Here is a 13,128-nt window from a genome sequence, read left to right as displayed (position 1 = left end):
ACCTGGTCAGGAGCCGCGTAATAGCATGTCAGGGCAGTGCCGTGCCGCCCGACCGGTGAGAGAGAAGCGAGGCTCCGCCAGGTGAGTTCCCGACCGGTCTCCCTGCTCAGGGTCGCACCGGCGGTGTTCCTCCCGACGCTCATCTTCGAGATCGGCATGGGCGCGCTCATCCCGATGATCGCGTTGAGCGGGCGGGGTCTCGGCGCCTCCGTGGGGATGGCCGGGCTGGTGCTCGCGCTGCTGGGCGTGGGCCAGATCCTGGGGGACGTGCCCGCCGGGGCGCTCGCCGCCCGCGTGGGCGACCGCCGGGCGATGCTCATCGCCGCCGGGGTCGCCATCGTCACCCTGCTCGGCTGCGCCCTGGCCGACACGCTCTGGCAACTGGCGGTCGGCGTCGCCGCCACCGGGGCCACCAACGCCGTCTTCATCCTCGCCCGGCAGGCGTACCTCACCGAGGTCGTACCCGAGCGGCTGCGCGCGCGGGCGCTGTCCACGCTGGGCGGCATGACGCGCGTCGGCGCGTTCGCCGGGCCGTTCATCGGCGCCGCGGTGGTGCACGGCCGTCCGGTGCGCGACATCTACTGGCTGGCGCTGGCCTGCGCGATCGCGGCCGGGCTCGTCGTGCTCCTCGTGCCCGACGTGGCCGGCCCCGCGACGGCGCACGGGCCGCGGCGCGACCCGGTGTCCGTACGCTCGGTCGTGGTGCGGCACCGGCGGGTCTTCCTGACGCTCGGGCTGGCCGTGCTGCTCGTGGCCTCCGTACGCGCCACCCGGCAGACGGTCCTGCCGCTGTGGGCCGACCACCTCGGCCTGAGCCCGTCCACGACGAGCGTCGTCTTCGGGCTGGCCGGGCTCGTGGACACCATGACCTTCTACCCGTCGGGCAAGGTGATGGACAGCGCGGGCCGCCTGTGGATCGCGATCCCGTCGATGCTGGTCCTCGGGGCGACCCAGGCCGTGCTGCCGCTCACCCACGGACTGGTGACGCTGGCGGTGGTCGCCATGCTCATGGGGTTCGGCAACGGCATCGGCAGCGGGCTCCTGATGACCCTCGGCGCCGACGTCGCGCCGCCGCGGACCCGCTCGCAGTTCCTCGGCGTGTGGCGGCTGTGCTCGGACTCCGGTACGGCCGCCGGGCCGCTGGTCGTCTCGGCCGCCGCCGGGCTCGGCAGTCTCGCCGCCGGGATCGAGACGATGGGCGTGGTCGGCGTCCTGGCCGCGATCGCCCTGCTGCGCTGGGTGCCGCGCTACTCGCCGTTCGCCACCACCGGCACGCGGACGCGCCGCGCGAGGCCGAGCGTGGAGGAGCCCGTGGGTTAGATTCGGGTGCCGGACCCGGCCCGAACCATGCCCGGAGGCACCCGTGCTCCGTCCCCAGGACACCTCCAGCCGCGAACGCGTCCGCCTCGACGGGCTCTGGGCCTTCGCCTTCGACCCCGCCGACCGGGGGCGCGCCGAGGAGTGGTGGCGCGGTGACCTGCCCGGCGCGGTGGAGATGCCCGTGCCCGCCAGCTACAACGACGTGCCCGCCACCCGCGAGGCCCACGACCACGTCGGCGACGTCTGGTACCAGCGGCACGTACGGGTGCCGGCCCGGTGGGACGGGCGCCGCGTCGTGCTGCGCTTCGACGCGGCCGCCCACCGCGCCGTCGTCTGGTGGAACGACGTCGAGGTCGGGCGGCACGAGGGCGGCTACACGCCGTTCGAGTGCGACGTCACCGCGCACGTACGGTCCGGCGAGACCGCACGGGTCACCGTCGTGGTCGACAACCGGCTGCACCTGGCCTCCATCCCGCCCGGCATCGTCGACGTCCTGCCGGACGGACGCCGCCGCCAGCGGTACTTCCACGACTTCTTCAACTACGCGGGCCTGCACCGTACGGTCTGGCTGTACACGACGCCCCCCGAGTACGTCGAGGACATCACCGTCACCACGGAGGTGACCGGCGCCGACGCCCGGGTGCGCTACCGCGTCGACGTCGCCGGCGGACGGGTGGCCGAGGTGGTGCTGCGCGACGCCGACGGCACCGAGCGCGCGCGGGCCGCGGCCGCCGAGGGCACGCTGGAGGTCGCGGACGCGAAGCTGTGGCGGCCCGGCCACGGTCACCTGCACCACCTGGAGGTCCGTACGGCCGGCGCCGACCCCGACGAGTACGTCCTGCCGGTGGGCCTGCGCGACGTACGGGTGGACGGCGACCGGTTCCTGATCAACGGGGAGCCGTTCCGCTTCCGCGGCTTCGGCAAGCACGAGGACGGCGCGGTGCGCGGCAAGGGCCACGACGACGTGCTCATGGTGCACGACTTCGCGCTGCTGAGGTGGATCGGCGCGAACTCCTTCCGCACCTCCCACTACCCGTACGCCGAGGAGGTGCTGGAGTACGCCGACCGGCGCGGCGTGGTGATCATCGACGAGACGCCGGCCGTCGGGCTCAACTTCGAGATCGCCCACACGCTGGTGCCGGGCGACCCGGAGCACATCTTCGCCGCCGTCGACGACACCACGCGGGCGGCGCACCTGCGCGCGATCCGCGAACTCGTGGCCCGCGACAAGAACCACCCCAGCGTGGTCATGTGGAGCATCGCCAACGAACCGGACTCCGCCCGGCCCGAGGCACGTCCGTACTTCGAGCCGCTCGTCGCGGCGGCGCGCGCCGCCGACCCGAGCCGGCCGGTCTGCTTCGCCCAGGTCCAGCTGCCCCCGGACCGGGACGTCATCAGCGACCTGTTCGACGTCATCTGCCTCAACCGCTACAACGGCTGGTACGTCGACACGGGCGACCTGGCCACCGCCGAGCGCGAGCTGGAGGCCGAGCTCCGGGAGTGGGTACGGCGGCACGGCAAGCCGATCATCGTCACCGAGTACGGCGCGGACGCCGTCGCCGGCGTGCGCTCGGTCACGGCGGGCACCTGGACCGAGGACTACCAGGTGGAACTCCTGGAGACCTTCCACCGGGTGTTCGACCGGATCGACTCGGTCGTCGGCGAGCACGTCTGGAACTTCGCCGACTTCGCCACCGGATACGGCGTGAACCGGGTGGACGGTAACAAGAAGGGCGTCTTCACCCGCGACCGCCGCCCGAAGTCCGCGGCCTTCGCCCTGCGCCGCCGCTGGAGGGGCACGGACTCCCCTCAATGACTCGGCGACGCTCATCCGCCCCTGCGATCGTCGGCGTCGTTGCGACGACGGCGATCATCCCGCCGCGCGCCGGTACGCGTTGCTGCTGACCGGGGCGGGCAGGGTGGAAGAAGCGCTGGATCACCTGACGCCGTTTCTCCCCGGCGGAGACCGGCTCGTCCGGCAGTGGGCCGGAGGAATACTGCCGGCGTCGGGGAGACAGGAGGCCGCGGCGCGCAAGCCGGTCGACCTGCCGGCCGGGGCCGGCGACACGGAGCGGCTGCGGGCGCTGGTGCACTCCGGCGAGCCGTCCGCGGCGCGGTGACTCATCGAGCGGCTCCGGGCCGACGGGCAGGGCCACGAGGCGGACCTGCTGGAGAGGTTCGGCTTCGCTCCGGACGGCTCGGTGGCACGGGGGCCGATCGACCGGACGGCGTGACAGGGCGCACCACCGCCCCGGGCGCCGTGGCCGGGTGCGGACACCGGCGTCCGGCCTGGGCTGCCGTGACGTCCACCCTTTACCGGACGGATACCCGCGCGCCAGGTCATGCCGGAGACTTCGGCACCGTGGCGGCGTACCGTCCGGCTCATGCCTGGCTGTGACTTCACCCGCCGCGACCTGCTCCGCTGGTCCGCGGTCGCCGCCGCCGCGTCGCCGCTGGCGGCGACCGGCCTCGCCCGCGCCGAGACCCGGGCGACCGGCAGGGCCACGGCGGTCCCGGTCGACCTGGAGCTCGTCACGCTCACCGAGGACCGGGCGGTGATCACCTGGTACACCGGGGAGGCCGGCACCGACGACGGCCTGGGCCGCATGGTGCCCGCGCCCGCCGACGGAGAGGTCCGGTACGGCACCCACCCCTCCCGGCTGAACCACGTCGCGGGCGGGATCTCGTCCCACACGCCGTACCACCACGTCGAGCTGACCGGCCTGGAGCCGGGCCGCACGTACTACTACGAGGCGCGGTCGAACGGCCGGCGCGCCGCGCCGACACCGTTCACCCTCATCGCGGGCAACGCCGTCGGCACCTCGGACTACGGCCTCGGCACGAACGGTCCCTTCTCCTTCACCACGCCGCAGCCGCCGCCCGGCCGGTTCCTGTTCTCCATCGTGCTGTGCAACGACCTGCACCTGGGCGAGACCGTGGCCGGTCTGGTCGGCGGCCAGCCGCAGTACCCCGGCATCTCGCAGCTGCCGGGGCTGCCGCCGTACCCGGAGATCATGATCGAGTCGCTGATCGAGGACGTCGCGCGGCTCGGCCCGGCGTATCTGCTGGCGGCCGGTGACATCTCCGCCGAGGCGGTGCCGGCCGACCTCGGCCGGGCCGGGCACTTCCTGCGCCGGTTCGGCCGGTACCGCGAGGACTGGTTCGTCGTGCGCGGCAACCACGACCGGGCGCACACCGGAGACCCGTACGCCGCGTGCCGTGCCGGGCAGTGGCAGGGCAACGACTGCTTCCACGACGCCTACTTCCCCGGTGACGAGCCGACGTACTTCTCCGCCGACCTGTCGGGCCTGCACGTCATCGGGCTGGACACCTACGACAAGCCGGGCGGCGGGGGCGACGCCGGGGCGCTGTCGGCGGAGCAGCTGTCGTGGTTCCGCGCCGACCTCGCCGCGCACCGGGACCAGCCGACGCTGGTGTTCGGGCACCACCCGCTCGTCGTGGAGGAGTCGGCGTTCCCGACCAGCCCGAGCAACGCGCTCGACGCGGCCCAGGCGGCCTCCATCCTCGACGCCTACGCGCGTACTCCGGGCGTCTTCCTCCACCATGCGGGCCACACGCACCGCAACCACCGGACGGTCAGCCCGGCCGCCCCGGGGGTGACGCTGCAGGAGGTCGCCGCGGTCAAGGAGTATCCGGGCGGGTTCTCCCTGCTGCGCCTGCACACCGAGGGGTACGCGCTGAACTTCCACAAGTCGCGCGGCGAGCAGGCCCGAGCGTGGAGCGAGCGCAGCCGACAGGAGATCCTGGGCTACTGGCCCCAGTTCGCCTTCGGCAACACGGTCGCCGACCGCAACACCGTCGTGAGACACGACCTGTCCGGCCTGCGCCGACCGCGGGGGCGGTCACCGCGCGGCTGACCGGGCGGCGGGCGGATACGGTGGAACCCGCCATCAACGCGTCAGCTGGAACCCGCGAGGTGCACATGCGGATCGGGGAACTCGCCGGGCGTACCGGTGTGAGCGAGCGTTCGCTGCGCTACTACGAGGAGCAGGGGCTGCTCGTGGCCGGACGTACCCCCGGCGGCCACCGCGACTACCCGGACCACGCGGTCGACCGGGTCGTCCTCATCCAGGAGTTGTTCGCCGCGGGCCTGCACAGCACCAAGATCGCCGAGTTGCTGCCCTGCATGCGCGACGCCGACGGCGGGCCGTCCCCGCTCGCGACGCCCCGTCTCGTCGCCGACCTGACCGCCGAGCGCGACCGCATCGACCGGATGATCGGCGACCTCGTCCGCTCCCGTGAGGTGCTGGACGAGGTCATCGAGACGGCGTCCGGCCGGGCCGGCCTTCCCGCTGGATGACCGGCCCGGCAGAGGTCAGCGGCCGACGCCGAGGGCGCGGCTCAGCGTGTGGAACAGGTCGGTCTGGTCGGTGACACCGACCACGTTGGCCGCCTGCGGGCCCTGAGCGGCGATGCGCACCTCGGTGCCGGTGTGCTCCTGGGAGACTCCCGGCTTCGTGGTCGCGTAGTTGATCTTCATTGGGGCGCCGTCGGCGGTGATCAGCGTGGCGGTCTGGCCCGGGCTGTCGGCCTCCAGCGGGATGATCTGGCTGGTGTGACCGTGGTCGGCGGTGACCACGACCAGCGTGTCGGCGTGGTGGCGCGCGTAGTCGAGCGCGGACTTCACCGCGTTGTCGAACTCCACGTGCTCGCCGATCTGACCGCACGGGTTGGCGGCGTGGTCCTGCTTGTCGATCGACGCGCCCTCGATCTGCAGGAAGAAGCCCTTCTTGGCGTGCCTGGTCTGGGCGTCGAGGAGCTGGAGCGCCTTGTCCGCCATGGCGGTCAGGTGCGGGCCGGTGAACTCACCGTTCGGCGCGCAGCGGGACGGCTCGGTGCCGCCGACCTTGGCCAGGGGACCGGTCTGCTCCAGCGGCAGGTTGCCGTCGGCGAACAGGCCCAGGAGCTTGCGGTCCGGCTTCGCGGCGGACAGTCCGGCGCTGTCGGTGACGACGTTGTAGCCGGCGGCCTTCGCCTGGTCGATGACGGTCTTCCCCTGGTACGGCCCCGCCTTGACCGTCTGGGCGAACCGGGACCGGCCACCGCCGAGGTAGACGTCGGCTCCGGTCTGCACCTGCTGCTCGGAGATCGAGCCGGGACCACCGTTGACCTTGTCCTGTTTCGGGCACTTGGCCATGTCGGCCGGCCCCTCGCAGGACCGGTCCTCGACGTGCGCGGCCTGGACGGCCGGAGTCGCGTCGCCGAGCTCGGCCGTCGTGACGTCGCCGGTGCGGAAACCGGCCTTCTTGGCGAGCTCCAGCACGGTCGGCTGCGCCTTGCCGTCCGGGGTGACGGAGATCGCGCCGTTGTAGGTCTTGTGGCCGGTCGACCATCCGCTGCCGCTGGCGGCCGAGTCGGTGACGTAGTCCGGCTTGCTCGGGTCGGTCTTGTTCACCGAGTACGTGGTGTACGCACCCGTCAGCGGGAGCGTGTCCATCGCCAGCCGGCCGGCCGCGCCCTTGGCGTAGTTGCGGGCGATCGTGATCTCCGAGTCACCCATGCCGTCGCCGATCAACAGGATGACGTTGCGGGCCTTCCCGCCCTTGACCGCGGCGCGGACCGCGGTGGTCTTGTCGCCATCGGAGGCGAACGTCGGGAGTGCCGCCGCCGTCAGTGCCCCGAGGGCGACGGCGGCGACGGCGCCTCGGCGGATCAGCCTCGACGATGCGGTCATGAAGAGTTCTCCTCTGCGGGGAACGGATGTTGCGAGAACGTCATCAGTGCCCGATGGCCGCCAGCCCGTGAATGGGTAAAGGGCCGGTAAAGCAGAGGCAAAAGGACCTGGTCGTGTGCTCGCCCGCTCACGCGCGGTCGTCGTACGGAGTCGCGTCAGGTCTTCGTTCGGCTTCGTGGGCCGGCGTGACACGTGGAGCGGGACCCGGATCCGGTCGGCCACGGTGCCGGGCGTGACGGCGAACACGCTGCCGGCCGCGACGGTCACTCCGTCGCGCCGGTGCGCTCGGCGAAGATGGCGGTGGCGAGCCGGCAGTCGGGCCCGCAGGTGGGGTCCGCCGGTAGCGCCTAGTCCAGATCGGCGGCCGTGGTGGGACCAGGTCCGCGTACGTTCGGCGACGACCGGACCGCCGACGCGGTCATCGCCGCCGTTCAGGCCGACCGCGCCGTGCCGGGCGGGCGGCGCCGTACGGCACGGCGAGCGCGCCATGCGCATCGGCGTCCGCGACGCCTCGACGACGACCGAGGACATCACCCGAGGACATCACCGTCTCGGCGGAGGTCATCCTCCGCTGCCGGCCGCCCGCGAGGAGCAGGCGGCCGGCGAGGGCGTCAGGCCCGCTTGAGGAAGATCGGGTTCGTGAGCGCGGCCATCGGGCCCCAGACCAGGGCGGGTCCCATCGTGTTGCCCTTGCCGGGGCTGCCGTCGGCCATCGGGTGGCGTACCTCGGCCCGCACGTACGCCGCGAGCGACGTCGTGGTGCGCCACACCACGGTGCCGGTGCCGGAGGCCGGCAGGGACTCCTGGTGCATCTGGCCCTCATCGGTGATGAACCGTACGGTGCCGTTCGGCACGCCGGCCACCTCCAGCCGTACGTCCACCGGCGCGTCGGCGCGGGCGGTCAGCGTCTCGGCGATGCCCGCCTCCCGGCCGGCGCCGGACGCGGTGAACGTCAGGCTCACCGACGACGACTCGGCGATCCAGTTACGGCCGGCGCGGATCCCGCTGACGATCGCGTCCGTGGTCAGGCCGTCGGCGTACACGACGTTGTGCGGCAGCCCGATGACCTGCGGCTCGCTGTGGGCGTCGCTGTTGCCCATCGCGGGCAGCCAGCGACCGCCCGTGCGCACCGCCTCGGCGAGCCCGGCGTCCCAGGTGTCCACCGCGGACTCGTCGTCGTAGGTCCACGGGCCGTTCCACACCTCGACCGCGTCGGCGTCGGCGTAGCCGAACTTCCACTGGGAGGCGATGTACGGGCAGTACGGGTGCGCGGGCACCACGAGGCCGCCGGAGCGGTGCACCTGGCGGGCGAACCGGCCGAAGGCGTCGTCGCGCGAGCGGTAACGCCAGTCGATCCACTCGCCGGCGGGCAGGCCGAGCGCCAGCCAGTGGCCGTTCCGGGTGGTGACCTCCTCGCCGGTGATGATGAGCAGGTCCTGGCCCGCGTACTCGCCCCAGACCGCGTGCGCGGAGGAGGTGTTGTGGTCGGTGGAGACCATGAAGTCCAGCCCGGCCTGCCGCGCCCCGGCGGCCACCTCGGCGGGGAGACGCTTGCCGTCGGAATGCACGGTGTGCAGGTGGCCGTCGCCCCGGTACCAGGCGCGGCCGCGGCCCTTGGCCTTCGTCGGCGGGTGGTTCGGCGTGAAGGGCGCGCCGTCCGCGCCGTAGGTGAGAGTGATCTTGACCTGGTAGTTCATGCCCTGGGGTGCGACCTGGTACGGCCCGAGCACGATGTTCCACGTACCGGCCTCGACCGGGCCGGGCAGGTAGCCGGGCGTGGCCTCCGTGGCGCTGATCTCGAACGCGGTGCGGGCGCCGCCGGACCAGCCGCGGAAGCCCTTGCCGCCGAGCTTGGTGCCGCGCTGGTCGAAGACGCCGATGTCGCAGGAGTTGCCGGGCGTGCCGGCCGGTACGGACGGCTTGTCGTAGGAGTACTCGACGGCGATCTTCCGCACGCCCTTCGGCACCTGGACCGGCAGGTAGACGAAGTCGGCGGCGCCGGTGTCGAGGTGCCCGGTGACGGTACGCGTGACGTCGCCACCGTCGGGCGTGCCCTTCGGCGTGCCGGCGGCGGCGCGCCCCTGCATGAAGGAGACCGGGGCGAGGGTGAGCGCGGCTCCGGTCGCGGCCGCCATCAGCAGCCGCCGCCGGTCGAGCGCGCCGCCGCCGTCGCGGTCACCGGTCGCGGGCCGGGCGGCCGCGTCGTGCTCACAAGCTCCGTCAAGGCACATGGTGGTCCTCATTAAGTCGGTCAAACCGCACGTAACGCGGCATAAGCCCCTGAATGCTCGGCCAGTGCGCCGAACGTCAGATGATCGTTCGATGTCCCGGGCCGATCGCGTACGTGACGAATGCGCCGGTTTCCCATGCCCCGGCGTGGTCGCCGGTTTGCCCGACTTCATTCCGGGGATGCAGGCGGCGTGAAGTTCATGATGCGCGAACGCGTCTTCAGCATCGGCGACGACTTCTGGGTCGAGGACGAGGCGGGACAGCGGGTTTTCCTGGTCGACGGCAAGGCGCTGCGGCTCCGCCAGACCTTCGAGCTCAAGGGGCCGGACGGTGAGGTCCTGGCCGTCATCCGCAAGAAGATGGTCAGCATCCGCGACACGATGGTCGTCGAACGCGAGGGCGAGACGGTGGCCAAGGTTCGCAAGAAGCTGTTCAGCCCGCTCCGGCACTCGATGGCGATCGAGCTCGCGGACGGGCAGGAGTGGACGGCGACCGGCGACCTCATCGAGAAGAACTACGAGATCGAGAGCGACGAGGGAACCGTCGCCACGACCTCGCGCAAGTGGTTCCGGATCCGGGACACCTACGGCATCGAGATCGGCCACCCGGACGTACCCCTGGTCCTCGCCGTGGCCGTCGCCGTCGACGAACTCGCCGCCGCCGACCGCGAAAAGGACGACGATTGACCCGCGGGTAAACCGCCGGGCAGGTCAGCCGACGCCGGTGGTGGCCAGGTCGTAGCCGACGTACACCGGGCTGACCGCGGCGTTGGTCAGCCGTGTGCCGCGGTACAGAACCACCTTGTCGTACACGAGCGGCACGATCGCGGCCGTGGCCATCACCGCCTGGTCGATCCGCGCGGTGAGGCCCTCGCGCGTGCTCTGGTCCCTGGCCTGGTCCGCCTGGTCGAGCAGCCCGTTGACCGTCGAGTCGTTCAGCTCGGCCAGGTTGTTGTTGCCGCTCGACAGGATCTGCCGGCCGTCCACCACCAGCGGGAAGAAACCGGTCGCGGTCGGGAAGTCCGGGCCCCACACCGACAGGATCATGCCGATGTCGTGCCCATGGACGTACGACGGCTTGCCCGCGTAGTCGGTGAAGAACCGCGCGGTGTCGTACTGCTGGACCTTGACCTCGATGCCGGCCCGTCTGAGCGACTGCTGCACCGCGCCGGCGACCGCCAGGTCCTTCGGCCGGCCCTGCCGGATCGCCAGCGTGGTGGTGAACCCCGACGGCTTACCGCACGCCGTCAGCTCCTCCCGCACCTTGTCGGCGCTCGCCGGGTACTGGTCGAACCGCTGCCGGCCCACGAGAACCGGCGGCGCCATGTTCGTCGCGACCTCGGCGCCCTGCGGCCCGCCGTCCGCGGTCTGCACCGCCGTGCGGTCCACCGCGTACTGCACGGCGCGCCGGCAGTGCACGTTGTCGAACGGGGCGACCTTGGTCGACAGCGCGATGTAACGCAGGTATCCGCTGGTCAGCGAGTCGGTGTTCTTCTTCAGGCTCGGGTCGGTGAACGCCTTGGCCCGCGCCGCGTCGGCCAGCCCGACGCCGCTCGGGTTCAGGTCGGCCTGCCCGCCCAGGAGCTGCTGGTCGACGGCGTCCGCGGCCAGGCCGAACTGGACCTCGATCCGGTCCGGCAGCTGCGTGCGGATGCCGTCGGAACCCCACGCCGGGTCGCGGACCAGCGACAGCGACTTCCCCGGCGAGTACGACTCGAACTTGTACGGCCCGGTGGACACCGGATGGTTCTTGTACTGCGCGCCGGTGTCCTTGGTCCCCGGCACCGGCGCCGTCTGCGGGAGGGCGGCCAGGTAGTCGAAGTCGGCGAACGGCTTCTTCAGGTGGAAGACCACCGTCTGGTCGTCGGGCGTGGTGACGCCGTCGAAGTCGTCCAGGTTCTTGTCCTTGTACGGCCCGGCGTACGATCCGGCGTCGAGCATCTCGCGGAAGTACTGCGGGCCGAGGAAGAACACGTCCGTCGCGAACGTCCGCGCGACCGCGTACCGCACGTCCTTGGCCGTGACCGGCGTGCCGTCCTCGAACTTCACGCCGGAACGCAGCTTGTACGTCCAGGTCTTCAGGTCATCGCTCGGCTGGCCGGGGCCGTTCGCCAGGTCGGGCACCGGGCGCAACCCCGCGGCGCCGGCTCCGGCCCGGTAGGTGAGGAGCGACCGCGCGTACAGCCGGCTGATGTTCCACGACCCGGCGAGGTACATGTCGCCGGGGTCGAGCGAGTCGAAGTCGGAGGGCTGCGTCAGCCTCAGCGTCCCGCCCTTGGCGGTCGAGGGGTTGACCACCTTGGTGAGCGCCGCGTCGGCGGCCGCCGCGACGCCGGCCTTGCCCGTCGGCCCGGGCGACGGGTGATCACCTTTACGGGTGAGCTGGACGATCGCGACCGAGGCGGCGGCCACCAGCACGACGCCGGCGGACGCGGCGACCGCCGGCAGCCAGCGGCGGTTCTTCCGCACGCCGGGAGGCGGCGTCGTGTCGTGCGGCGGAGCACCCCACGGAGGCTGGGTGGGCGGCGGCGCGGCGGGCGGAAGGCTCTGCCAGCCGCCCTCCCACTGGCCGGGTCCGGCGCCCCACGGTGACGCCGGCTCGGGCAGTGCGGCCGGCTGCGGTGTCGGTGTGGGCGCGAAGGTGCCCGCCGCCGAGGTGTTCTCCTCGAGGCCGGCCAGGAGCTGGGGCACGGTGGGGCGGTGCGCCGGGTCCTTGTACAGGCAGTACCAGACCAGCTCGCGCAGCGGGCTCGCGATGGCGCCGATGTCCGGGTCGGCGGTGAGGATCCGGTTCATCATCGCCGGGATCGAGTCCTGGCCGAACGGCGACCGGCCGGTCGCGGCGAAGACCATGGTCGCGCCCCACGCGAACACGTCCACCGCCGGGGTGAGCCGGTGCCCGTTCAGCTGCTCGGGCGCCATGTACGCGGGCGTGCCCACGACGCCGCTCGTCATCGACATCGTCGAGTCGAGCGCCCGCGCGATGCCGAAGTCGATCACGCGGGGCCGGTCGGCGCTGAGCAGCACGTTGCTCGGCTTGAAGTCCCGGTGCACGACGTTGGCCTGGTGGATGGCGGCGAGCGCGCGCAGCGTGCCGACCGCGAGGGCGTGCAGTTCGGCGCCGGCCAGCGGGCCCTGCTCCCGTACGGTGTCCGACAGCGGGCGGCCCTCGACGTACTCGCTGACGATGTACGGGGCACGGCCCTCGACGTCGGCCTCGACGATCCGGGCGGTGAACGAGGGGTCGATCCGCTGCGCGGCGGAGAGCTCGCGGGCGAAGTAGCGCCGCGCCCGCTCGTCACCGCTCAGGTGGGTCCGCAGCAGCTTGATCGCGAACCGTTCCCGTGACGCGTCGCCGGAGGACTCGCCGTCGGAGGCATCGCCGTCGTCGAGCCGCTCGCCGAGATAGACGACGCCCTGCCCGCCCTCACCGAGCAGGCCGATCAGCCGGTAGTCGCCCAGCCGCTCCGGATCGTCCGGCCGTAGTGGTCGGGAACCCGGCATGGTCGCCTCCGGTGAACGGTTGGTGCGCGTGGGGAACGCCCATTGTCCACCGTGTGGCGGTATGACTGCTACGCGCTTGGCCGGCCCCGCCCGGGGCGGCGCGGTGCCCGAGCCGCCCGTCACCGGTGTTCGCGCAGGTCACGTACGCTGTCCCGGTGAGTGTCATGGTCGATCGGTACGGGCGGCGTGTCGAGGTGATCCGTCTCGATCGTGGTCATGGCCCGCAGCAGTGGATCCGCGTCTCGTGGCGCCGGGTGCTGCTCGGCCCCGGGACTCCGGGCCTCGGGCAGGGGTACTACCGGTCGGCGGAGGCAGCGCTCGCCCACGTCGACGTCGAGAGCCTCGTCGAGGTCATCGAGTTGCGCCGCTGACCGCGTCCGA

At 72.4% G+C, this 13,128-nt stretch carries 11 protein-coding genes; 8 read left to right on the top strand and 3 right to left on the bottom strand.

Going from position 1 to position 13,128, the window contains the following annotated elements; genetic code table 11:
- The first annotated feature begins 81 nt into the window (after positions 1 to 81).
- From ACQEV1_RS42715 to ACQEV1_RS42695, 5 genes are all read left to right on the top strand, one after another.
- Positions 82 to 1,320, top strand: coding sequence for an MFS transporter (locus ACQEV1_RS42715; protein WP_433402439.1), 1,239 nt, complete (start codon positions 82 to 84; stop codon positions 1,318 to 1,320).
- 43 nt (positions 1,321 to 1,363) lie between these two features.
- Positions 1,364 to 3,136: a beta-glucuronidase gene (uidA, locus tag ACQEV1_RS42710; RefSeq protein WP_433402436.1), complete on the top strand. Its 1,773-nt coding sequence runs from the start codon at positions 1,364 to 1,366 to the stop codon at positions 3,134 to 3,136.
- A 103-nt stretch (positions 3,137 to 3,239) separates the two neighbouring features.
- Positions 3,240 to 3,440, top strand: coding sequence for a hypothetical protein (locus ACQEV1_RS42705; RefSeq protein ID WP_433402434.1), 201 nt, complete (start codon positions 3,240 to 3,242; stop codon positions 3,438 to 3,440).
- Positions 3,441 to 3,704: 264 nt separating this feature from the next.
- A complete protein-coding gene (locus ACQEV1_RS42700; protein ID WP_433402432.1) occupies positions 3,705 to 5,198 on the top strand; it encodes a metallophosphoesterase in 1,494 nt (497 codons plus the stop codon).
- A gap of 65 nt (positions 5,199 to 5,263) precedes the next feature.
- The gene (locus tag ACQEV1_RS42695) at positions 5,264 to 5,641 is read left to right on the top strand and encodes a MerR family transcriptional regulator (RefSeq protein WP_433402429.1); all 378 of its coding nucleotides are present in this window, start codon (positions 5,264 to 5,266) and stop codon (positions 5,639 to 5,641) included.
- 15 nt (positions 5,642 to 5,656) lie between these two features.
- Here ACQEV1_RS42695 and phoA read toward each other — a convergent pair whose 3' ends face one another.
- Entirely contained in the window at positions 5,657 to 7,015 is a 1,359-nt protein-coding gene (gene phoA / locus ACQEV1_RS42690; protein WP_433402426.1) for an alkaline phosphatase, read from the bottom strand.
- 487 nt (positions 7,016 to 7,502) lie between these two features.
- On the opposite strand from phoA, the gene ACQEV1_RS42685 reads away from it, so the two are divergent.
- Positions 7,503 to 7,640, top strand: a complete 138-nt coding sequence (locus tag ACQEV1_RS42685) for a hypothetical protein (protein ID WP_433402424.1) — start codon at positions 7,503 to 7,505, stop codon at positions 7,638 to 7,640.
- On the opposite strand, the gene ACQEV1_RS42680 is transcribed toward ACQEV1_RS42685, so the two are convergent.
- Complete coding sequence (locus ACQEV1_RS42680; protein ID WP_433402421.1) at positions 7,627 to 9,246, bottom strand: CehA/McbA family metallohydrolase; 1,620 nt, start codon at positions 9,244 to 9,246, stop codon at positions 7,627 to 7,629. The two genes, ACQEV1_RS42685 and ACQEV1_RS42680, sit on opposite strands and share 14 nt — an antisense overlap.
- 189 nt (positions 9,247 to 9,435) lie before the next feature.
- Between ACQEV1_RS42680 and ACQEV1_RS42675 the strand changes: the two genes are divergently transcribed.
- Positions 9,436 to 9,930 (top strand): LURP-one-related/scramblase family protein, encoded by a 495-nt coding sequence (locus ACQEV1_RS42675; RefSeq protein WP_433402419.1) that lies wholly within the window; start codon positions 9,436 to 9,438, stop codon positions 9,928 to 9,930.
- Positions 9,931 to 9,954: 24 nt separating this feature from the next.
- On the opposite strand, the gene ACQEV1_RS42670 is transcribed toward ACQEV1_RS42675, so the two are convergent.
- Positions 9,955 to 12,747, bottom strand: a complete 2,793-nt coding sequence (locus tag ACQEV1_RS42670) for an ABC transporter substrate-binding protein (RefSeq protein WP_433402416.1) — start codon at positions 12,745 to 12,747, stop codon at positions 9,955 to 9,957.
- Between the two features lie 155 nt (positions 12,748 to 12,902).
- On the opposite strand from ACQEV1_RS42670, the gene ACQEV1_RS42665 reads away from it, so the two are divergent.
- Positions 12,903 to 13,118, top strand: a complete 216-nt coding sequence (locus ACQEV1_RS42665) for a hypothetical protein (RefSeq protein WP_285573244.1) — start codon at positions 12,903 to 12,905, stop codon at positions 13,116 to 13,118.
- The last annotated feature ends 10 nt before the right edge of the window (positions 13,119 to 13,128 follow it).

This window comes from Actinoallomurus sp. CA-142502, assembly GCF_050936355.1.
GTDB classification, from domain to species: domain Bacteria; phylum Actinomycetota; class Actinomycetes; order Streptosporangiales; family Streptosporangiaceae; genus Actinoallomurus; species Actinoallomurus iriomotensis.
The sequence above is the reverse complement of the archived record's forward strand: the minus strand, read 5'-3'. Positions and strand labels throughout refer to the sequence as shown.